This window comes from Mycolicibacterium confluentis, from assembly GCF_010729895.1.
Classification (GTDB): domain Bacteria; phylum Actinomycetota; class Actinomycetes; order Mycobacteriales; family Mycobacteriaceae; genus Mycobacterium; species Mycobacterium confluentis.
On sequence record NZ_AP022612.1, the window covers coordinates 969068 to 989761 of the forward strand.

Below are 20694 nucleotides of genomic sequence, written 5' to 3' on the forward strand. Positions count from 1 at the left end.
CTCTGCGATACGACCCTGGTTCAAGGCTAGCGAACGCTCAACGAACGACACGGCGATCCGGGTGCCCGGCAGTGACACCTGTCACGGTGCCAGAAATTGGGAAGAAAACCGGCGCTCGGGCATGCTGATTTCTCTCATGGCTTCAGCGCAGGTGGCTCCCAGCCGACTCCGGATCATCGTGGTGCTGGGAGCGCTGATCGCGCTGGGCCCGCTCACCATCGACATGTACCTGCCCGCCCTGCCGAGCATCGCCGACGAATTGGGTGTGGGCTCGTCGGTGGTGCAGTTGACGCTGACCGGCACGTTGGCCGGTCTGGCGCTCGGACAACTGGTCGTCGGGCCGCTGTCGGATTCACTGGGACGGCGCAGGCCGTTGATGGCCGGCATCGTCCTGCACATGGTGGCGTCGGTGATCTGCCTGTTCGCCCCGAACATCGGGGTCCTCGGCATCGCGCGTGGTCTGCAGGGCATGGGTGCGGCTGCGGCCGCCGTCGTCGCCGTGGCTGTGGTCGGAGACCTCTACACCGATTCGGCGGCCGCCAAGGTGATGTCCCGGCTGATGCTCGTGCTGGGGGTGGCGCCCGTGCTGGCACCGTCGCTGGGTGCGGTGGTGCTGCTGCAGGCGTCGTGGCACTGGATCTTCGGCGCCCTGGTGGTCATGGCCGGGGGGCTGCTGCTGACGGCGGCCCTCGCGCTGCCTGAGACGCTGCCCGCCGAGCACCGCAGACCACTGCGCGTCCGAAGCATCGCCACCACCTATCGGCGTCTGCTGCGCGATCTGCGATTCATGACGCTGGTGCTGGTCGGCGCGTTGAGCATGGCCGGCCTGTTCGCCTACATCGCGGGAGCGGCGTTCGTCCTGCAGGGGCACTACGGCCTGGATCAGCAGATGTTCGCGGTGGTGTTCGGCGCGGGCGCAATCGCCCTGATCGGCGCGACCCAGTTCAATGTGGTGCTGCTCAACAGGTTCTCGCCGCAGCGCATCGTCACGGGTGCACTGATGGTCGCCGTGGTGGCGGCGCTGGTGTTCACGGTGCTGACGGTCGCGCGTGTCGGCGGGGTGTACGGCTTCCTGATTCCGGCGTGGACGGTGCTGGCCGCGATGGGGTTCGTGCTGCCCAACGCGCCTGCGCTGGCGCTGTCCCGCCACCACGAGGCGGCCGGCACGGCCGCGGCACTGCTGGGGGCCGCGCAGTTCGGGCTCGGTGCGGTGGTGGCGCCGCTGGTCGGTGTGCTCGGCAACGACGAACGTGCGCTCGCCGTGGTGATGCTCGCCAGTGCCGCCGTCGCGTTGGTGTTGCTGATGGCGGTTCGGCCGTCGCACTCTGCCGAGGTCGAACTCGATTTGGCGGCCGAAGCGGCCTGAGCGCCGCGGTTCTGCCGGGTCAACTTCCGCCGAGCGTCCGTGTCGGTACACCGACACTCCGTATCAGGCGTACGAAAGGGGCCGCTCAGCGCGGACCCATCGGCCGCTCGCCGCGGTTCTGTGGGGTTGTGGGGTAGTGGGGGAGTCCGTATCGTCGCCCGGATTACTCCGCACGGAATAGTCCGTCGCGGACGGAGCCGGTCGGCCGAGGGGGTTCAACCGCGTGAGTTATCTGCTCACTCCGTTGGGTGTGTCGGTGCTGGCCCTGCTGCGTGAACGACCCATGCACGGGTATGAGATGTTCCAGACGCTGACGACGCGGCGTGACGCCCGCATCGTCAAGGTGCGTCCCGGATCGCTGTATCACGTGGTGGCCCGCCTGGCCGAGGAGAACCTGATCCGGTCCACGGTCACCGGTCGGGACGGGAATCGCCCGGAACGCACGATCTTCGAGATCACCCAGTCCGGCATCGACGCGCTGACCTCCGGTGTGCGAGATCTGGTGGCCACGCCGGTCAACGAGTTTCCGCGGTTCGTCGCGGGCCTGGCCGAACTAGACAACCTGGATCGCGACTCCGCGGTGGCGGCCGTGCGCAGTCGGGTGGCCGCACTCGAGGCCGAACTCGCGGACATGGTCACGGGGCGCGAGTCCGGTGCGACACCTGCGATGTACCTGACAGTGCTGGACTATCTGACCGCGACCACCCGGACCAAGCTTGACTGGTTGCGCGACTTCGCCGACACCCTGGAGTCGGGCGGGGTCGGTTGGCGCGACGCCGCCAGTCGCGCGGACGAGGTGGTGCTGTGACCTCACAGCGCACTGGCGTGGACACCGCGTCGGCGCAGATCAACCCGTGGAATGCCTTGTGGGCGATGATGATCGGGTTCTTCATGATCCTGGTCGACTCGACGATCGTCGGCGTCGCCAACCCGAGCATCATGACCGAACTGCAGACCGACTACGACGCGGTCATCTGGGTCACCAGCGCGTATCTGCTGGCCTATGCGGTTCCACTGCTGGTCGCGGGCCGGCTCGGCGACCAGTTCGGCCCGAAGAACCTGTACCTGATCGGACTGTTCGTGTTCACCGGGGCGTCGCTGTGGTGCGGACTGTCCGGGTCGGTCCAGACCCTGATCGCGGCCCGCGTGCTGCAGGGCGTCGGCGCCGCGCTGCTGACGCCGCAGACGCTGTCGGCGATCACCAAGATCTTCCCCGCCGCCCGCCGTGGTGTGGCGATGAGCGTGTGGGGTGCCACCGCGGGCGTCGCGACCCTGGTGGGCCCCTTGGCCGGTGGCGTGCTCGTCGACCACCTCGGCTGGCAGTGGATCTTCTTCGTCAACGTCCCGATCGGCATCGCCGGTCTGGTGCTGGCCGCGTGGCTGGTTCCGGCGTTGCCGACCACGCCGCACCGGTTCGACGTGCTGGGCGTCGTGCTGTCCGGGGCCGCGATGTTCCTCGTGGTGTTCGGCCTGCAGGAGGGCGAGAGCCAGGGGTGGTCGGGCTGGATCTGGACCATGATCGTCGCCGGTCTGGGCCTGATGGCGGCGTTCGTGTACTGGCAGGCCGTCAACCGCAACGAACCGCTGATCCCGCTGCGCATCTTCGCCGACCGCAACTTCACGCTGTCCAATGTCGGCGTCGCGGTCATCGGATTCGCCGTGACGGCGATGATCGTGCCGGTCATGTTCTACGCCCAGGTGGTGTGCGACCTGTCGCCGACACGATCGGCGCTGCTGATGGCACCGATGGCGATCTGTTCCGGGCTGCTGGCCCCACTGGTGGGCCGCATCGTCGACCGTGCGCATCCCACGCCGGTGATCGGCTTCGGCTTCTCCTCGCTGACCGTCGCCCTGACCTGGCTCTCGGTGGAGATGACGCCGACGACGCCGATCTGGCGTCTAGTCGTGCCCTTCGTCGTAATGGGCGTCGGCATGGCCTTCATCTGGGCGCCACTGGCGGCCACAGCCACCCGCAACCTTCCACCGGAACTGGCCGGCGCGGGGTCGGGGGTCTACAACACCACGCGTCAGGTCGGGTCCGTGCTGGGCAGTGCGGGCATCGCGGCGTTCATGACGGCTCGCATCGGCGCCGAGATGCCCGGCGGCCAGGCCGGGGGTCCGCCCGGCGGAGGTACGCAGGGACTTCCGCAGTTCCTGCGTGAGCCGTTCTCGTCGGCGCTGTCGCAGTCGATGCTGCTGCCCGCCTTTGTCGCACTGTTCGGCGTCGTGGCCGCGCTGTTCCTCGCAGGTACCGTGAAGTCCGTCCGCGCCGCGGCCCCGAGGCCCGAGGCCAGTTCCGACGACCAGAGCACCGAGGTCCTGCCCGCTGTCGTCGACGAGTCGCGCGCCGAGATCGTCGCCGAGTACGCCGACCGGTCGTTCGACGACTTCGACGACGAGTCGGAGAAGTTCTGGCGAGCGCAGCGCCCGCTGCCCGTCGACTCCAGTGACCTGTCCGAATTCGGTGAGGATTTCGAGGATTACGAGGACGACGACGACTACATCGAGTTCACGATCGACCATGCGCCCCCACCGATGGCCGAGTTCGTGCGCGAGACCGCGCGGTACGAGGTGGCCGAACGGTACGCGGAGTCCGAGACGAGCCAGGACGACCAGGACTATCAGGGCTACGACGACTTCGATGACGCCGAGGAGTATCAGGAGTACGCCGACTACGGCGACATCCCCGGCGACGACACCGAGACCTCGCCCCTGTCGATCCGCGTCGAGCATCCGCGACCCGCGCCTGCGGACGCGTGGCACAGCGCCCCGGTCGAATCGTGGCACTCACTGCTCGACGATCACGATCCCGCCGACGATGCGGAATCCGAGCCGATAGGCCACGCGCACAACGGTTTCCACGTCGAGAGCGAAGATCGGATGCAGCCGCTGCCGCCGCCTCCGCGCCGGGAGCATTTCACGGCCAGCTTCCAGCAGCTCTCCGAACGAATCGACAGCCTCGCCGAGGGGTTCCCGAACCCGCCGGAGGACCGCCGCGGCGAGTTCTCCTTCGACATGCCCGAGTACCTGCCGCCGCCACCGGTGGGCGGCAACGGCGCCGGCGGTGGGTCCAGGCACAGGTCACCGGACGACCTCAGTATCGAGTCCCCGAACTCCAACGGCGACACGGGAAGGCGCGGCAGGCACTACCGCGAGGATCCCGATGACTCGTCCGGCCGCGGCAGGCATTCGCGACCATTCGGTGACTGAGTTCTAACGCAGGATCAGGGCGAGGTTCTAACGCAGGATCAGGGCGAGGCAGAGCCGTGCCACGACGGTGAACCACACCTCGACCCCCGGTGGCACTCAGATCTTCGGTGTGCCTACCCGGGTGACACGGCCAGGAACGCGCCGAGGTCGACCAGACCGTCCGGGGTGGTCGGGAGGTGGTCAGTCAGGGCAGGCGAACGCACGATCACCGTCAGGCACTGCGCCCGGCTGATCGCCACGTTGAGCCGATTCCTGTTGAGCAGGAACGGCATTCCGCGGGGCACATCGTCCAGAGCCGAGGCCGTCATCGAGACGAACACCGCGGGAGCCTGCCGACCCTGGAGTTTGTCGACGGTGCCCACGAGCACCTCGTCCAGGCCCGCGGCCGCGAGATGGGCCTGCAGCGTCAGCACCTGGGCGTTGTACGGCGCGACGACCAGGACGTCGGTGGCCCCCAGTGGCCGGGTGCCGGTCTCGGTGGTCCACGGTGCACCGAGCAGATCGGTGATGGCGGCGGTGATCGCCGCGGCCTCCTCGACGCTGGACGTGGTGTTGCCGTGGTGTTCGACGACCAGCGTGTGCACACCCGGGGCGCGGCCCTCGATGCCGCGGCGTTCCGCGCTGGGATGCGGCAGCAGGCGATTCTCGTAGGACAGCGCCGAGACCGCCCGGCACACCGCGGGATGCATCCGGTGCGACCGTGCCAGGAAGTATCCGAATTCGGCGGGCAGCACGTCGTGCCCGGTCATCAGCCAACCGAGCGCGGACTCGTCGACCGGTTCGGGATGGCTGCCGGTCGAGACCTGACCCAACTGCTGCGGGTCGCCGAGAAGCAGAAGGCTGCGGGTGGCCCGGGCCACCGCGATGGTGTTGCCCAGGGAGAACTGGCCGGCCTCGTCGATGGCCAGCAGGTCCAGCGCACCGGTGGGCACGCGGCTGTCGTTCGCGAAATCCCATGCGGTGCCGCCCAACACGCAGCCGATGTCGGTGTCCAGGAAGTCGGCGTAGCCGGAGTCGGAGATGGTGGTGAAGCGTCCATTGAGACCGTCGCGACCGGCCTTCTTGGCGACCTGGCTCGCATCGACCCCGGCCGCGACCACCTCGTCGAGCAGGTGGGCCACCACGGCGTGCGACTGTGCGACGACACCGATCTTCCAGCGGTGCGTGTTGACCAGCGTGGCGATCACCCGCGCGGCCGTGAACGTCTTGCCGGTGCCGGGCGGTCCGTGCACAGCGAGGTAGGACCGGTCGAGGTCGAGGACCGCGGCCGTGATGGAGTCGACGTCGCTGTCGAGGCGCGGCAGTTGAGCCGCCCCGCTCAGGGTGGTTGGTGGCCGCCGGCACAGCAGGTCGACGACGGCGCAGCGGGGGAGTGCGGGCGGGTCCGCCGAGAGCGTCTCCGCGGCCTCGGCCGCCAGCGCCGCGATGGAGTCCTCGATCTTGCCGGTGCGGATCGGCCTGGCCGGCGTCAGTGCCATCGGCAGGTGGTCATGCGGGCCGGATTCGGGCTGCAGTTCGCAGATGAGCACCTCAACCGGGACGCCTTCGACGGCGGTGACGTCGAGAACTTCGGCGTTCCAGGACGCGCGCCGGTCAGGGTGCTCGTCGTCCAGTCCGGCGGGTGCGGGCCGGTCGTAGAGGATCTGCGGGCGGCCGTCGAGTTGACCGCCCTCCAGGACGCCCTTCAGCCGGACGTGGCGCCGCGGTTTGCGTGCCCGCGGCGGCAGGTGCCAGTCTTCGACCACCTCGGCCTCCTCGATCAGGAAGACGCCCGAGGCGTCCCACTCGTCGACCGGATGGCTGAGCCGGTGAAAGTGCGCCCACCAGTATGGCTTTCGCTCCCGCTGGTAGTAACCGCGGGCCGATTCGAGCAGCGCCGCGGCGCTCTGTTCGGGAGTGCGTGGGGCGCTGAACCCGTCACCCGCGTAGCCCAGCAGAACCTCGGCGACGTCGTCGAGGGGCGGGACGGTTTCACCGCCCTCACCCGAGCGGGTCAGGTGGGTGACACCCGACTCGAAGGCGCGCAGCAGCAGCCAGTCCCGCAGTCGTCGGGTGGATCGACAGTCGTAGAGGTTGTAGTCGGTGATCTCCTTGAGGACCGCGGCGGCCTCGTCGGCACGGCCCGCGTCCAGCAGCGTGCGGTAGTGCGCGTACTGCGTGATCGAGGATGCGGCGTTGGTCACCTCGCCGGTGCGCAGTTCGGCGCCCATGTACAGCGGTTCCAACGCCTTGAGCGAATACGACGGTGCGCCCACGCGCAGGCTGTTGCGCACGATCGGGAACAGGTCCACCAGCACGTCGGACCGCAGAAGATCGTCCACCTCGTCCTCGCCGACGCCGTAGCGCGCCGCCAGGCGCAGCAGCGTCGACCGCTCGTAGGCCGCGTAGTGGTAGATGTGCATGTCCGGGTAACGGGCGCGCCGAGTGCGCACCATGGCCAGGAAGTCCAGAAACGCCTTGCGTTCCGACGGTCGGTCCTCGGCCCACAGCGGCCGGAAGTTCTCCCGGACGTCGAGCACGCCCCACATGTACTCCAGCCCCCAGGTGACGCCGTCCTCGGTCCACAGCGGGTCGCCCTCGAAGTCGAAGAACAGATCGCCGCGACTCTTGGCCGGCAGCGCTCCCAGCGCCTCGGCATCGGCGATCTCGAACTGCGGTGTGCCGGCCTCACGTTGGGCCACCTGAAGCCGCGCCTGGGTGCGCAGGCCTGTCAGCGTCGAGGCCGCGAGGTCGGGGACGGGTGCCGTCGAGGTGGCCAACGCCGCCACCGAGTCGATGCCGGCGTCGATCAGCGCCGCGCGCTGCGTCACCCGCATGCCGGCGACCAGGAGCAGGTCGTCGTCCTCCACCACGTGGGGCAGGCAGAACTCACAGCGCATGCAGGCCCCGACGGACGGATCCCGCCACGACACCGGCGCGCCGGAGGCCAGGTGCTCGTCGAGCAGGGTCTGCAGCTTGTCGCGCTGCCGCCGGAACACCGGGATCAGATCGGCGATGGGGTACTCCACGACGTCGCGGTTGCCCAGCACCAACTGCGCCCGCGGCGCCACCGCGATGCCGGCCGCCGCCAGGGCGTCCGCGTACCCGGCGATCTGCAGCAGCGCGGTGACCTTGGCACGTCGCGCGAGTTTGGTGTCGACGACGCGGTAGACCGCGGCGTCATCCGAATCGTCGCCGTCCCGGATCAGGAAGTCGGCGAAGCCCGCGAACCGGCCATGGAAGACCGCCGCCTGGTAGATGACTGCGGGGCGGGCCGCGAAGGCCTGTGCGGTGGCGTTCGCCGCGCGGCGCAGCGCGGCCTCCGAGTACGCGGCCGACGGGATCTGCACCACACCCCGCTCGCCGCTGCCGTGCGTGGCGATCAGGTCGGTGAGCACCCGCTGCTCATGCGCGGTGCCGAGTTCTGCGGTGCGGACCAGCATCTCGTCCTCGACGGACTCACGCGGCTCACCGCGTCCGAGCTTCGCGTCGAAGCGACTCAGCAGCGCGTACTCACAACCGGCCGCCGCGGCGAGGTCGGAGGCGCTGTAGATGACCGAAGGGCCTGCTGGGTCGTCGGCGACGAACACAGGCCCACTGTAGGTCAGGCGGGTGACATCTCAGCCGGGCGGCGCGTTGCCGATCAGCTCGACGCCGTTGCCGTTCCAGCGGAACCTCACCACACCGCCCAGGCCCTCAATGCTGCCCGCGTATTTGAGTGCGACGGTGTCGCCGGTGCTCTGGGTGGTGTCGATGGCATTGAAACCGAAGGTGTCGGGCACGCCGGTGGGGATGTATTTGCCGAGGTGGAACAGCACCGCCCGAGTGCTCGGGTTCGCGGCGTTGGTGTTGGCCTCGACGATCACCGCCGACAGCGGAGCGCACTCGTTGTAATTGCCCGCGAGGGGTTCGGTGTTCCACGGCTGCTTACTGCGGGGGTCGCGGGGCAACTCCGACACCGCCTTGGCGATCGCCGGTGCCGCGAGATTGACCGCGCACGGATCGGCCGGACCAGGCTCAGGAGTGGTGGTCAGGGTAGGCGGCGCGGCCGCCGTCGTGCTCACCGGAGCGGGCGCCGAGGGCTCGGGAGTCTTGGCGACGGTCGAGTCGCCGGACCCGCACGCGGTGAGTGCGCACAGCGCAGCGGCTCCCGCTGCGGACGCGACGGCCGATCGACGTACAGCGAACACACGGGCAGGCTACCGCTGGGTTCGGCCGACCTGGCAGGCGCATGCCGCGCGCGGCCTTAGACTTAGAGCCGATGACCATCGCCGACCCGGATCAGCCCGGGGTATCCAACGAGGACTCCACCTCCACTCCCGAGGTGTCCTCTGCACCGCCGTCCGACAATGCCGATTCGCCCGAATCGCCCACCTCCGCCGACCCGGATCAGCCCGGGGTATCCAACGAGGACTCCACCTCCACCTCCACTCCAGAGGTGTCCTCGGCGCCGCCGTCCGGCAATGCCGATTCGCCCGAATCGCCCACCTTCGCCGACCCGGATCAGCCCGGGGTATCCAACGAGGACTCCACCTCCACCTCCACTCCAGAGGTGTCCTCGGCGCCGCCGTCCGGCAATGCCGATTCGCCCGAATCGCTCACCTTCGCCGACCTGAAGATCCACCCCGCCGTGCTCGAGGCCATCTCCGAGGTGGGGTACGAGTCGCCGTCGGCCATCCAGGCCGCGACCATCCCAGCTCTGCTGGCGGGTTCCGACGTGGTCGGGTTGGCACAGACGGGCACCGGTAAGACCGCCGCATTCGCCATCCCGATCCTGTCCAGGATCGACGTCACCAAGAAGAGCACGCAGGCTCTGGTGCTCGCACCCACCCGCGAGCTGGCGCTGCAGGTGGCCGAGGCGTTCAGCCGCTACGGCTCGCGGATGCCGCAGGTCACGGTGCTGCCGATCTACGGAGGCTCGTCGTACACGGTCCAGCTGTCGGGTCTGCGCCGCGGTGCGCAGGTCGTGGTGGGCACCCCAGGTCGCGTCATCGACCACCTCGAACGCGGCACCCTTGACCTGTCGGGCCTGGACTACCTGGTGCTCGACGAGGCCGACGAGATGCTGCAGATGGGCTTCGCCGAGGACGTCGAGCGGATCCTGGCCGACACCCCCGAGTACAAGCAGGTGGCGCTCTTCTCGGCCACCATGCCGTCGGCCATCCGCAAGATCACCACCAAGTACCTGCACGACCCCGTCGAGGTCACCGTCAAGGCCAAGACCGCGACGGCCGAGAACATCTCGCAGCGCTACATCCAGGTCTCCGGGCATCGCAAGATGGACGCCCTGACCCGCATCCTCGAAGTCGAAGACTTCGAGGCGATGATCGTCTTCGTCAGGACCAAGCAGGCCACCGAGGAGGTCGCCGAGAAACTCCGTGCGCGCGGGTTCTCCGCCGCGGCCATCAACGGCGACATCGCGCAGAATCAGCGTGAGCGCACCATCAAGGCGCTCAAGGACGGCAACCTCGACATCCTGGTCGCCACCGATGTCGCGGCGCGCGGACTCGACGTCGAGCGCATCTCGCACGTGCTGAACTACGACATCCCGCACGACACCGAGTCCTACGTGCACCGGATCGGGCGCACGGGACGTGCTGGACGGTCCGGGGCCGCGGTCCTGTTCGTCTCGCCGCGCGAACGGCACCTGCTCAAGGCCATCGAGAAGGCCACCCGATCGAAGCTGGTCGAGGTCGAACTCCCCACGGTCGAGGACGTCAACGCCCAGCGCGTGGCGAAGTTCCGTGACTCCATCACCAAAGCGCTGGAGTCGCCGGGCTTCGAGCTGTTCCGCAGGCTCATCGAGGACTACGAGCGCGAGAACAACGTGCCGTTGGCCGACATCGCCGCCGCGCTGGCCCTGCAGACCCGCAACGGCGAAGAGTTCCTGATGTCGGAACCGCCGCCGGACAAGCGGCGCCGCGACGACCGTGACCGTCCGGACCGGCCGGCGCGACCGGACAAGCCCATGCGCCGTGACGGCGGATTCGCGACCTACCGCATCGACGTCGGCAAGCGGCACAAGGTGATGCCCGGCGCCATCGTGGGAGCGCTCGCCAACGAGGGCGGCCTGCACCGCAGTGATTTCGGGCACATCAGCATCAAGATGGACCACTCCCTGGTCGAGCTTCCCCCGCAGTTGTCCCGGGAGACCCTCAAGGCGCTGGAGAAGACCCGCATCCAGGGCATGCTCATCAATCTGCGGCCGGATGACGGAACGGGATCGCGTGACGGCGGCTCGTTCAACAAGCGCGACGGCGGTTTCAAGAAGCGCGACGGTGACTTCAAGAAGTCGGGTAAGAAGCCCTATCAGAAGGCGTATAAGCCTCGAAAAGAGCAATGACCCAGTCGCTTTACCGCGGTGAGCAGGGTGGTCTGGAATCCGTTTCCCACCCCACCAGGCGGACCGCCTCGCTGACCGGCGTTCGGGCCGTCGCCGCAATCCTGGTGGTCCTCACTCATGCCGCGTACACGACGGGGCGATACACCGAGGACTACCTGGGCCTGATCTACTCGCGCATGGAGATCGGCGTGCCGATCTTCTTCGCGCTGTCGGGTTTTCTGCTGTTCCGGCCCTGGGTGCGCGCGGCGGCCACGGGCGGCCCGGCGCCGTCGGTGCGCCGGTACGCGTGGCATCGCGTGCGGCGCATCATGCCGGCCTATGTCGTCACGGTGCTGGTGGCCTACCTGATCTACCACTTCCGGACGGCGGGACCGAACCCCGGCCACACGTGGATGGGGTTGTTCCGCAACCTCACCCTGACCCAGCTGTACACCGACAACTACGTGTATTCGTATCTGCACCAAGGGCTTACGCAGATGTGGAGCCTGGCCGTGGAGGTGTCCTTCTACGTCGTGCTCCCGGGCCTGGCCTATCTGCTGCTCGTGCTGCTGTGCCGGCGGGCGTGGCGACCGAGACTGCTGCTGGGCGGTCTGGCGGTGCTGGCACTGATGACCCCGGCCTGGTTCTGGCTCGTGCACACCGTGGACTGGCTGCCCGACGGCGCCCGGTTGTGGCTGCCGGGGTATCTGCTGTGGTTCGTGGGCGGCATGGCGCTGGCGGTGCTCCAGTCGATGGGTGTCGGGTGCTACGGGTTCGTCGCCGTGCCCCTGGCCGTGATCTGCTACCTGATCGCCTCGACGCCGATCGCCGGTGAGCCGACGACCTCGCCCACCGGGACTCTGGAGGCGGTCATGAAGTCGGTGTTCTACGGCGTGATCGCGGTGTTGGTCATCGCACCGCCCGGGTTGGGGGATCAGCGCGGTTGGTACAACCGCTTCCTCGCGAGTCGGCCCATGGTCTGGCTGGGCGAGATCTCCTACGAGATCTTCCTGGTGCATCTGGTGCTGATGGAGATCGCGATGGTCGAGATCCTGCACAAGCCCGTCTACACCGGGTCGATGGCGGGACTGTTCGTCGCCACGATGGCGCTGACGCTGCCCGCAGCCTGGCTGCTGCACCGGTTCACGCGGGTCCGCGGCGACTGACGACCGGAAGTGCTCGCCGGCTCAGCCCGGTGGCGCCGCGATTGCACGGAGGGTCGTGCGCAAGCCCGGACCGCAGCCCTGGGTGCAATCTTGGGGCCACGCCCACCGCAACCACACTGTGCCGGGGCTGACAGGAGTGCGCGCTGAGCAGTGACAACGCCACGCCTCAATCAATGAGGGTACCCTTACCTAAGTTGTAGAAAGGGTCCCAGATGACTGACTCCACACTCTCCCGCGGCCTGACGGGAACGCTGGTCAAGCTGTGGCGAGGCGGTGACTACGAGTTCACCGTGACCGGGCGTACCGAGATCAGCCCGCACTACCTGCGACTGCACTTCGATGCCGGCAACCTGCTGGCCGAGCGCGCGGTCCATCCGACGATGTGGATCCGGGGGTGGTTCCCCGACGGCGACAGATCCCACCAGCGCGGTTACACACTGGTCAACCCGGACTCCGAAGCCGGCACCGTCGACATCGATTTCGCACTGCACGACGGCGTCGCCACCAACTGGGCCCGCGGCGCCGAACCGGGGGACACCCTCGAGGTCACGGTGCTCGGCAGCAGCTTCGAACTCCCGCAACCCGCACCCGCCGGATACCTCATCGCCGGGGATACCGCATCGCTGCCCGCGATCAACTCGCTGCTCGCCGCGATCGGCGACACCCCGGCGTGGGTGTTCCTCGAGGCGGCCCACGACGACGATCGCGACCTCCCGGTCAACACCGGCGCGGGCGAGGTCGACGTCATCTGGGTGGACCGCACCGATGCCGGAAAGGGTCTTGTCGAGGCGGTCCGAGAGTCGGCGTTCGACGCCTCCGACCACTTCGGCTGGGTCGCATGCGACAACCGCACCACGCGGGGTGTCGCGCGAGTCTTCCGTGAGGACTACGCGATTCCGCGCCGGGCGATCAAGGCCCAGGGCTACTGGGTCGCCTGACTCATCTCGTCAGCGGACTGCGGCGACGGGGTGACGATCGGCAGCAGGAACTCCTCGACCATCGACCGTTCGTCGGCCTCGTCGTGACCCGGGAAGATCAGCAGTGAGGTGAGCACCCGCACCAGCCACCGCGACTTGCGGTCGACGGTGGCCGGATCATCACCGGGGCCGAGCGATTCGACGAAGGCCGCGCTCATGGCCTTGATCACGTGCGACGACTCGGCGATCTCGGCACCGATCGGGGCATCGCCTGCCGAGAACCACGACTGCAGCGCAGGACTGCTGCGCACCAGTTGCAGCGAGGCCAGGAAGCCTTCGATGAGCTTCTCCCGCGGATCCTCGACATCCCGGATGCGTTCGAGCATCTCGTGGTGCACGCCGTACGCCTCTCGATGCACGTAGGCGGTGTACAGGGCCTCGCGGTTCTCGAAGTACCGGTACAGCGTGGCGCGCGAACAGCCTGCGGCAGTGGCGATCTCGTGCATGCCGACGGACGCGGCGGGGCGTTTGGCGAACAGCTCGCCCGCGGCGTCGAGGATACGGTCGGCGGCCACCTCGCTGCGCCGCGACGCCAGCCAGTTGTTGCCCGCCATCATTTCACCGTGAACGGGACGGACAGCGGGCGACGGACGTAACTGCCGCCGGCCCAGACGACGGCGTCCTCGTCGACCTCGAAATCCGGGCAGCGCGAGAGCAGTTCACGAAGCGCTACCCGCGACTGCATCCGGGCCGCCGCGGCGCCCAGGCAGTGGTGCGCGCCGTGGCTGAACGTCAAGATGTTGCGCGGTCGGCGTGTGACGTCGAGTTCGCCGGCGTCGGGGCCGTACTGACGTTCGTCGTGGTTGCCCGAACCGTAGAGCAGGAGCACGCGGCGTCCTTCCGGGATGGTGGTGTCGGCGATGGTGACGTCGCGGGTAGTGGTGCGCGCCAATCCCTGCACGGGGGACGTCAAACGCAGGAACTCGTCGACGGAATCCGGGATCAGATCGGGGTTTTCGGCCAGCAGGCGACGCTGATCGGGGCGGCGGTGCAGCAACTGCACCGAGCCACCGAGCATGCCGGTGGTGGTGTCGTTGCCGCCGGTGACCATGGTGAACGTGAACGCCAGGATCGACAGCACGCCGGCGATGTCGCCGTCGGCCCCGATGCCCGCGGCCACCAGGTGCGACACCGTGTCGTCTTCCGGTGTGGTGCGTCTGCGCTCGATCAGGGCGGTGAAGTAACCCATCATCTCGGCCAGGGCGTCACCGAGGGTCTCCAGTGCGCCCGCCACGCCGCCCTCGGTGGTGTTGGCTGCGACGATGGCCTCGGTCCACCCGTCGAACTGGGCCCGATCCTCCTCGGGCACACCGAGATAGTGCGCCACCACCATCGAGGGCAACGGTTTGAACAGGTCGGCGACGATGTCGCCACCGCCCTCGGCGCGAAGGCGCTCGATCCTCTCCACGACGAACTCGCGGACCTTGGGTTCGACGGCCTCCACCTGACGCGGAGTGAAACCGCGCGACACCAGCCTGCGGAACTCGGTGTGCCCTGGCGGGTCCTGCATGACCATCGGCGGATTGTCCTGCAGGCCAATCATTTCCAGTTCACCGTAGTTGACTGTCAGGCCCTGCGCGGAGGAGAAGGTGCCGTGGTCGCGGGCCGCGGCCCAGATGTCGGCGTGGCGGGACAGCACGTAGTAGTCGTGGTCGGCGCGGTCCTGGGGTGTCACGTGGTGCACCGGATCGTCATCGCGCAGGGCCTTGTACATTGGCCACGGGTCGGCCCAGGACTCGGCGGTGGCCAGGTGGAACTCCGCTCGTGCCGAATGAGACACCGAAGCTGTCATGTCTTATGAATACGACATCTCTCCGGTGGTGTCAATGTCTTGGGCGGATGAGGGCGCAAGTCGATGATGCGACGTGACGGATCGGGGCGTCATGCGGACTCTCCTGGCTGCACTCGCGCATCCTCTCGTCCCTAGAGCCCCGTTCGGGTAGTGCACTACGCACGCGCACGTGTGGCCGGAAAACCATCATCGGCTCATGACCACCACGTCGCGAAACCTCGTGCTGTGCCTCGACGGCACCAACAATGAACCCGAGCGTGGCGCCACCAACGCCGCGCGAATCTACCGGGTGGCAATCAAAAATGATCAACAGCTGGTCTACTACGACCCCGGTGTCGGCACGATGGGGGCGCGCGCGGCGATCACCGCTGCCGGCAAGGCCGCGACCCAGGTCGCGGGGCTGGTCGGCGGATACGGCATCCGCGACGACATCGAGCAGGCGTACTCGTGGCTGTCGGCGAACTACCGCGAAGGTGACCAGATCTTCGTGTTCGGGTTCTCCCGGGGTGCCTACACGGCCCGCGCGCTGACGGGCATGCTGCGCACCGTCGGACTGCTGCGCCCGGGCAGCGAGAACCTGGCGCTCTACGCGCTGAAACTGTATGCGCGCAGCGGACCGTCGCGGCAATCCACCGCGAATCCCGACGGTCCGCCTGATCCCGAGGCCAAGGAGGCCGAACGCAAGTTCTGGGCGATGCGCGCTGATTTTCGCGAACAGTTCGGCAATCCTGACTTTCCGCACCCGTTCGACACAAGCAGGCACCAGGTGCACTTCCTCGGGGTGTGGGACACCGTCAAGAGTGTGGGCTGGCTCGATCTTCGAGGGCGTCTGCAGGTGGCGCGCTGGCCGTTCACCGCGCGGATCGTCAACGTCGGGACCGCCCGCCACGCTATGGCGATCGACGAGCGTCGCCGCTTTTACCCGGTCTACCGCTTCGACCCCCAGCTGGTTGCCGAGCATCCCGAGCGGTTTCAGGAACGCTGGTTCGCCGGGGCGCACAGTGATGTCGGTGGTCAATTCGAGGACCACAGACTCTCCGACATCGCGTTCTCCTGGATAGTGCACGAGGCAGATTCCGCGGGGCTCCTCATCGACGAGGACGCCTATAAACGCTTGGTGGGCAACGCATTTGGGGAGCCTTTGTCGGCCGACTACAGCCTGGGAAAGATCCACCCCAGCACATGGCCATGGTGGTTCCTGGGTGGATGGCGGCCGCGCAAGATACTGCCGGGCGATGTGGTGGATCCCTCTGTGTACCAACGGATCGCCGCGACCGCCGGCACCGACGACCCGTACCGGCCTGCGGTGCCCCCTGAGCCCGTGAACGCATGAGCTGAGGGCGGATCAGCCCTGAACGTCAGATCAGCGCACCGGGGTTGAGGATGCCCGCGGGGTCAAGCGCGTCCTTGATCCTGCGGTTGAGCGCCATGGCGTCGGGCCCCAGATACCCTGCCAGCCAGGGCTTTTTGAGCCGGCCGACGCCGTGTTCGCCCGTGATGGTGCCGCCAAGGCGCACGGCCAGGTCCATGATCTCGCCGAACGCCTGCTGCGCCCGTTCGGCCATGTCCGCATCGGCGGGGTCAAAGACGATGAGTGGATGCGTGTTGCCGTCCCCGGCGTGGGCGATCACCGAGATCATCAGATCGCGTTCGGCGGCCAGTTTCTCGATACCGGTGACCAGGTCGGGCAGCGCCGACAGCGGCACCCCGACGTCCTCGAGCAGCAGTGATCCCTTGGCCTCGACCGCGGGAATCGCGAACCGCCGGGCCGCGACGAAGGCCTCACCCTCCTCGGGATCCGAGGTCGTGAACACCTCCGCGGCGCCGTTGTCGCGGAAGGCCTGCGCCATGAATTCCGCGTCGTCGGCGCCCGAACCGCCGCGGTCATCGGAGGCCGCGACCATGATTGCGCCCGCCGAGCGGTCCAGGCCCATGCGCAGTTTGTCCTCGACGGCGTTGATCGCCACGTTGTCCATGAACTCCAGCATCGAGGGCCGGATCTTCGCGGTGATCGCGAGCACCGCGTCGGTCGCGCCCCGGACGTCGGGGAAGGTCGCGACGACGGTGTGGGCGGGGTGCTGCGCCGGCAGCAGGCGCAGCGTGACCTCGGTGATGACGCCGAGCGTGCCCTCGCTGCCGACGAACAGTTTGGTCAGGCTCAGGCCGGCGACGTCCTTGAGGCGCGGACCGCCGAGGTGCACCGCGGTGCCGTCGGCCAGGACAACCTGCAGGCCCAGCACGTAGTCGGTGGTGACCCCGTACTTCACGCAGCACAGTCCGCCGGCGTTGGTGGCGATGTTGCCGCCGATGCTGCAGATCTCGAACGACGACGGGTCCGGCGGGTACCACAGGCCGTACGCGGCGACGGCCTTCTTGACCTCGGCGTTGAGCAGGCCGGGTTGCACCACCGCGGTGCGGGTGACCGGATCGACCGTGATGTCGCGCATCTTCTCGGTGGACAGCACGATCCCGCCGTCGACCGCGGTCGCACCGCCCGACAGTCCCGTGCCCATGCCGCGCGGCACCACCGCGATCCGATGTTCGGAGGCCCAGCGGAGCACGGTCTGCACCTCTTCGGTGCGGGTGGGGCGCACGACCGCCAGCGGGGTGCCTGCGTCGGGATCGGCCGCCCGGTCCTGCCGATAGGAGGCCAGGATGTCCGGATCGGTGACGACGACCCCGTCGGACAGTTGTGAGCTCAGGAGGGCAATCGTCGACGAAGACACACCTCGATCCTACGGTCGGGTGTGGATCACCTGACCGCGAACACCCGGTAGTTCACCTCGGTCAGCGACACCTCGTTGACCGCCACGGTGTAGGTGCCGTTGAGCCAGGAGTAGCGCTCGTCGCCGGTCTCGAACAGGGGGCTCGAACGGCCGTACATCTGGTCGTGGTGGATCAGTTCGCCGGTGCGGAATCGGTCGACGGCCGCGGGGTCCATGCGGACGCGGCCGATGTTGGTGACGTGGACGAGCGCACCGTCGTCGGTGCGCAGCGTCGCGCGCACGTCGAGTCGGGAGACGCCGTCGGTGCCCAGCAGCACCCAGTCGCCGCCGCCGGCCAGGAACTCACCCGAGAGTGCGGGCCCGTCGCACCGGCCGCTGGCGATCACGTAGGTGAGCCTGGTTCCCAGCGGTGCGGTGTCAAGGTGGACGGCCGAGATCGACAGTGCGATGTCGGCCAGCGGTGTCAGTTCAGGTGGTGTGCAGTGCATTTCGGCTCCTACAGTGGACGGATCGCGGCGGTGAACCCGCGCGCCAGCGCGTGGGGGTCGTCGAGGTCGAGTTCGTCGGTGTCCAGGCGGCGCAGCATCAATCGGGCGATGTCGTCGTCGGAACCGGCGATCGTGCAGACAGGGATATCCGGGTGCTCGCCCTCGCGCCAGCGTGCGCCGTCCCACGCGACGGTCATCGAGGTCGACGGCGCGCGCAGCGTGAACGCCACGGGCGCGGCCTCTGGGGCTTCAAAGGGGTCGGCCTGCAGCAGCAGGTACTGCGCACCGAACCCGAACAGTGCGTCGACGGCGGCGCGGGGCAGTGGCGCGGCGGGGTCGGTGGTGGCCCTGGTCAGGTCATTGCAGTGCACGCCGTACTCGATGATCAGACACTGCAGTGCCGCCGCGAAGGGGTAGCGGCCGAATCGCAGGCCGATGTCGGGCCAGGTTCGCGGTCCGCGCTCCAGAGCGTCACGAAGGTGGCCGGCGCCCAACCGGATCCGGTCCGACAGTGCGTCGGCGGGGATCGAATCGGCGACCTCCGAGGGTGGGCTGAGGGAGCCGAACCGGGCCCGGTGGAACGCTTCGGCGGCCGTGAACAGGCCGGTCGCGACGTGGGCGGCCAGGTCCTGCACGGTCCACTCCGAGCAGGGGGTGGGGCCGTGGAGTTGAGGTGTACCCAGGGTCTCGAGGGTGTCGGCGAACTGGTGGATCAGCGCGATCGCGGTGACGGCCTGAGTGTCCATGCGTCGACGCTAAAACCATCACTTGGAAATAACAAGTATTAAATTGGAGAAACCAAGTTGGGCTAGGATGGCGGCATGGTGCGCTCGTATGCCCAGTACTGCGCGGTGGCCAAGAGCCTGGACATCGTGGGGGATCGGTGGACGCTGCTGGTGGTCCGTGAACTGCTCGACGGACCACAGCGCTACAACGACCTGCTTTCCGCACTCGCGCCCATCGCCACCGACATGCTGGCCGGCCGTCTGCGCGACCTGGAATCGCACGGACTCATCCAGCGGCGCGAACTGCCGAAGCCCGCCACGGGGCGCGTCTACGAACTCACCGACCTGGGCCGAGACCTCGAGGACGTCGTGCACGCCTACGCGCGGTGGGGCCGGCGGCTGCTGGACTCTCGCGATCCCGGCGACGTCGTGCGACCGCAGTGGCTGGGGCGGGCCGTACGCGCGTTCGCCCGTCGGGATCGGGAGGGTGTGAATCTCACACTGCGCCTGGTGACACCCGAGGGCACGCGGACTTTGCACATCGACGAACACCGCATCGACGATCGCGAAGACGAGGCACCCGTCGACGTCACGCTGTCCGGCGAGGCTGAAACCCTGATGGCCGCAATGGATCCCGTGCGCGCAGTGCAGCTTCGTGCCGACGGCACACTGACCGTCGACGGGGACCCGGCCGCCCTGAGCCAGCTCAGTCGGGTGTTCGGTCCAACTCCCGCAGCGACTTGAGCCCCAGGGCCAGCAGGCCGATGACCAGCATCGGCAATGACAGCGCCAGGAACGTCGTCCGCAGTCCGGCGGCGTCGGCGAGCGGACCGGCGACGATCAGCCCGAGTGGGCCCGCCGCGTAGGCCAGCGAGCCCATCACACCTACGACTCGGCCACGCAGGTGCGCCGGTGCGCGGGTCTGCATCACGTAGTTGTAGATCGGTGCGATCGGCCCGTAGACGAATCCGACGACCGCGCACAGCGCCAGGATCAGCGGCAGCGGCGGCAGGAAGGCGATGACCGTCATCGCGACGCCGAGGGTCAGCACAGCGATCAGCATCGTCGTCCGCCGTTTGAGGTGCCGGGACAGCACCGCGTAACTGAGGGCGCCGACCAGGCCGCCCATCGCCAGGGCCATCAGGACCCAGCCCAACTGCGCCGGTTCGTCGCGGTCGGTGAAGTACTTCGGGAACAGCACCGACTCCATCGGCATGTACAGGCCGGTGACGGTCAGGTCGACGAACGCCAGCGTCCGCAGCACCTTGTTGTTCCACACGAAACGCAGGCCCTCGACGATGCCCGACCACACTCCGTCGGGCAGTTTGGTGCGGTCCGGGCGACCCGCGCCCTCCACACGCAGCGCCGAGATCGCCACGATCGACAGGCCGAACGCGCCGGCCGTGACCCACATGGTGTTGACGCCGCCCAGCGTCGCGATCAGCAGGCCGCCGATGCCCGGGCCCACGATGTAGGCCAGGTTGAACACGGCCTCGTACACGCTGTTCGCGTGGTCCAGGGTCCACCCGGCCCGGGCGGCGGCCTCGGGCAGCATGGTCTCGCGCGCGGTCATCCCGGCCGGATCGAAGAACGAACCCAGCGCCGCGAGCCCCGCGAGGACTGCCACATCGATGGCTTCGACACCGAACACGAGTGCGATCACCGGAACCGCCATGACCGACAGGCCTGAGAGCAGATCGGCCAGCATCGAGACCACGCGCCGTCCCAGATAGTCGACCGCGGTCCCCGCCAGCAGTGTCGCGGCCAGCAGGGGCAGTGTCCCGGCCATCGCCACCAGGGATGCCTCGACCGCGGATCCGTTGCGCTGGAGCACCAACCAGGGGAAGGCGACGATCGTGATGCCGTTGCCCGCACCGGCCAACAGCGTCGCCGACAGGATCAGCAGCAGCGGAACACGTCTGCTGTTGACCATCGCGGGCAAT

At 68.2% G+C, this 20694-nt stretch carries 15 protein-coding genes and 1 pseudogene; 8 read left to right on the forward strand and 8 right to left on the reverse strand.

The genetic code is table 11. The features are described from left to right. Nucleotides 1-136: 136 nt before the first annotated feature. The 3 genes and pseudogenes from G6N34_RS04605 to G6N34_RS27890 all read left to right on the forward strand — a co-directional run. Nucleotides 137-1366 (forward strand): multidrug effflux MFS transporter, encoded by a 1230-nt coding sequence (locus G6N34_RS04605; protein WP_234813099.1) that lies wholly within the window; start codon nt 137-139, stop codon nt 1364-1366. Nucleotides 1367-1589: 223 nt separating this feature from the next. Next, nucleotides 1590-2174, forward strand: coding sequence for a PadR family transcriptional regulator (locus tag G6N34_RS04610; protein ID WP_234813100.1), 585 nt, complete (start codon nt 1590-1592; stop codon nt 2172-2174). Nucleotides 2175-2239: 65 nt separating this feature from the next. Further along, a pseudogene (locus G6N34_RS27890) lies at nt 2240-3616 on the forward strand (DHA2 family efflux MFS transporter permease subunit); the annotation flags it as partial. 1073 nt (nt 3617-4689) lie between these two features. Here G6N34_RS27890 and G6N34_RS04620 read toward each other — a convergent pair. Together G6N34_RS04620 and G6N34_RS04625 are read right to left on the reverse strand one after the other, a co-directional pair. Then, nucleotides 4690-8145, reverse strand: coding sequence for a TM0106 family RecB-like putative nuclease (locus G6N34_RS04620; RefSeq protein ID WP_085156487.1), 3456 nt, complete (start codon nt 8143-8145; stop codon nt 4690-4692). A 30-nt stretch (nt 8146-8175) separates the two neighbouring features. Continuing rightward, nucleotides 8176-8745, reverse strand: coding sequence for an LppP/LprE family lipoprotein (locus tag G6N34_RS04625; RefSeq protein WP_085156490.1), 570 nt, complete (start codon nt 8743-8745; stop codon nt 8176-8178). 71 nt (nt 8746-8816) lie between these two features. On the opposite strand from G6N34_RS04625, the gene G6N34_RS04630 reads away from it, so the two are divergent. The 3 genes from G6N34_RS04630 to G6N34_RS04640 all read left to right on the forward strand — a co-directional run bounded on the left by G6N34_RS04630 (nt 8817) and on the right by G6N34_RS04640 (nt 12981). After that, a complete protein-coding gene (locus G6N34_RS04630) occupies nt 8817-10898 on the forward strand; it encodes a DEAD/DEAH box helicase (protein ID WP_235680625.1) in 2082 nt (693 codons plus the stop codon). Continuing rightward, entirely contained in the window at nt 10895-12043 is a 1149-nt protein-coding gene (locus G6N34_RS04635; RefSeq protein WP_085156493.1) for an acyltransferase family protein, read from the forward strand. Before G6N34_RS04630 ends, G6N34_RS04635 begins: the two co-directional genes overlap by 4 nt. A 212-nt stretch (nt 12044-12255) precedes the next feature. After that, nucleotides 12256-12981 (forward strand): siderophore-interacting protein, encoded by a 726-nt coding sequence (locus G6N34_RS04640; protein ID WP_085156496.1) that lies wholly within the window; start codon nt 12256-12258, stop codon nt 12979-12981. Here G6N34_RS04640 and G6N34_RS04645 read toward each other — a convergent pair. Further along, nucleotides 12966-13574: a TetR/AcrR family transcriptional regulator gene (locus G6N34_RS04645; RefSeq protein ID WP_085156499.1), complete on the reverse strand. Its 609-nt coding sequence runs from the start codon at nt 13572-13574 to the stop codon at nt 12966-12968. The two genes, G6N34_RS04640 and G6N34_RS04645, sit on opposite strands and share 16 nt — an antisense overlap. After that, a complete protein-coding gene (locus G6N34_RS04650; protein ID WP_085156502.1) occupies nt 13574-14812 on the reverse strand; it encodes a cytochrome P450 in 1239 nt (412 codons plus the stop codon). The genes G6N34_RS04645 and G6N34_RS04650 overlap by 1 nt, the downstream gene beginning before the upstream one ends. Nucleotides 14813-15008: 196 nt before the next feature. Between G6N34_RS04650 and G6N34_RS04655 the strand changes: the two genes are divergently transcribed. After that, nucleotides 15009-16145: a T6SS phospholipase effector Tle1-like catalytic domain-containing protein gene (locus G6N34_RS04655; RefSeq protein ID WP_085156505.1), complete on the forward strand. Its 1137-nt coding sequence runs from the start codon at nt 15009-15011 to the stop codon at nt 16143-16145. 25 nt (nt 16146-16170) lie between these two features. Here G6N34_RS04655 and G6N34_RS04660 read toward each other — a convergent pair whose 3' ends face one another. From G6N34_RS04660 to G6N34_RS04670, 3 genes are read right to left on the reverse strand one after another with little or no spacing between them, the layout of a single operon-like run. Beyond that, nucleotides 16171-17538, reverse strand: coding sequence for an FAD-binding oxidoreductase (locus tag G6N34_RS04660; protein WP_085156508.1), 1368 nt, complete (start codon nt 17536-17538; stop codon nt 16171-16173). Nucleotides 17539-17564: 26 nt separating this feature from the next. Further along, nucleotides 17565-18026, reverse strand: a complete 462-nt coding sequence (locus tag G6N34_RS04665) for a DUF3237 domain-containing protein (protein WP_085156510.1) — start codon at nt 18024-18026, stop codon at nt 17565-17567. Nucleotides 18027-18034: 8 nt separating this feature from the next. Next, complete coding sequence (locus G6N34_RS04670) at nt 18035-18772, reverse strand: maleylpyruvate isomerase family mycothiol-dependent enzyme (RefSeq protein ID WP_085156513.1); 738 nt, start codon at nt 18770-18772, stop codon at nt 18035-18037. Between the two features lie 75 nt (nt 18773-18847). On the opposite strand from G6N34_RS04670, the gene G6N34_RS04675 reads away from it, so the two are divergent. After that, nucleotides 18848-19495: a winged helix-turn-helix transcriptional regulator gene (locus G6N34_RS04675; RefSeq protein WP_085156516.1), complete on the forward strand. Its 648-nt coding sequence runs from the start codon at nt 18848-18850 to the stop codon at nt 19493-19495. On the opposite strand, the gene G6N34_RS04680 is transcribed toward G6N34_RS04675, so the two are convergent. Continuing rightward, entirely contained in the window at nt 19458-20684 is a 1227-nt protein-coding gene (locus G6N34_RS04680; protein ID WP_085156519.1) for a multidrug efflux MFS transporter Tap, read from the reverse strand. The two genes, G6N34_RS04675 and G6N34_RS04680, sit on opposite strands and share 38 nt — an antisense overlap. Nucleotides 20685-20694: the final 10 nt, after the last annotated feature.

Coding starts and splice junctions, on each gene's coding strand:
- G6N34_RS04605 (WP_234813099.1), top strand. CDS start 137: ATGGCTTCAGCGCAGGTGGCTCCCAGCCGACTCCGGATCATCGTGGTG.
- G6N34_RS04630 (WP_235680625.1), top strand. CDS start 8,817: ATGACCATCGCCGACCCGGATCAGCCCGGGGTATCCAACGAGGACTCC.
- G6N34_RS04635 (WP_085156493.1), top strand. CDS start 10,895: ATGACCCAGTCGCTTTACCGCGGTGAGCAGGGTGGTCTGGAATCCGTT.
- G6N34_RS04640 (WP_085156496.1), top strand. CDS start 12,256: ATGACTGACTCCACACTCTCCCGCGGCCTGACGGGAACGCTGGTCAAG.
- G6N34_RS04645 (WP_085156499.1), bottom strand. CDS start 13,574: ATGGCGGGCAACAACTGGCTGGCGTCGCGGCGCAGCGAGGTGGCCGCC.
- G6N34_RS04650 (WP_085156502.1), bottom strand. CDS start 14,812: ATGACAGCTTCGGTGTCTCATTCGGCACGAGCGGAGTTCCACCTGGCC.
- G6N34_RS04655 (WP_085156505.1), top strand. CDS start 15,009: ATGACCACCACGTCGCGAAACCTCGTGCTGTGCCTCGACGGCACCAAC.
- G6N34_RS04665 (WP_085156510.1), bottom strand. CDS start 18,026: ATGCACTGCACACCACCTGAACTGACACCGCTGGCCGACATCGCACTG.
- G6N34_RS04670 (WP_085156513.1), bottom strand. CDS start 18,772: ATGGACACTCAGGCCGTCACCGCGATCGCGCTGATCCACCAGTTCGCC.
- G6N34_RS04675 (WP_085156516.1), top strand. CDS start 18,848: ATGGTGCGCTCGTATGCCCAGTACTGCGCGGTGGCCAAGAGCCTGGAC.
- G6N34_RS04680 (WP_085156519.1), bottom strand. CDS start 20,684: ATGGTCAACAGCAGACGTGTTCCGCTGCTGCTGATCCTGTCGGCGACG.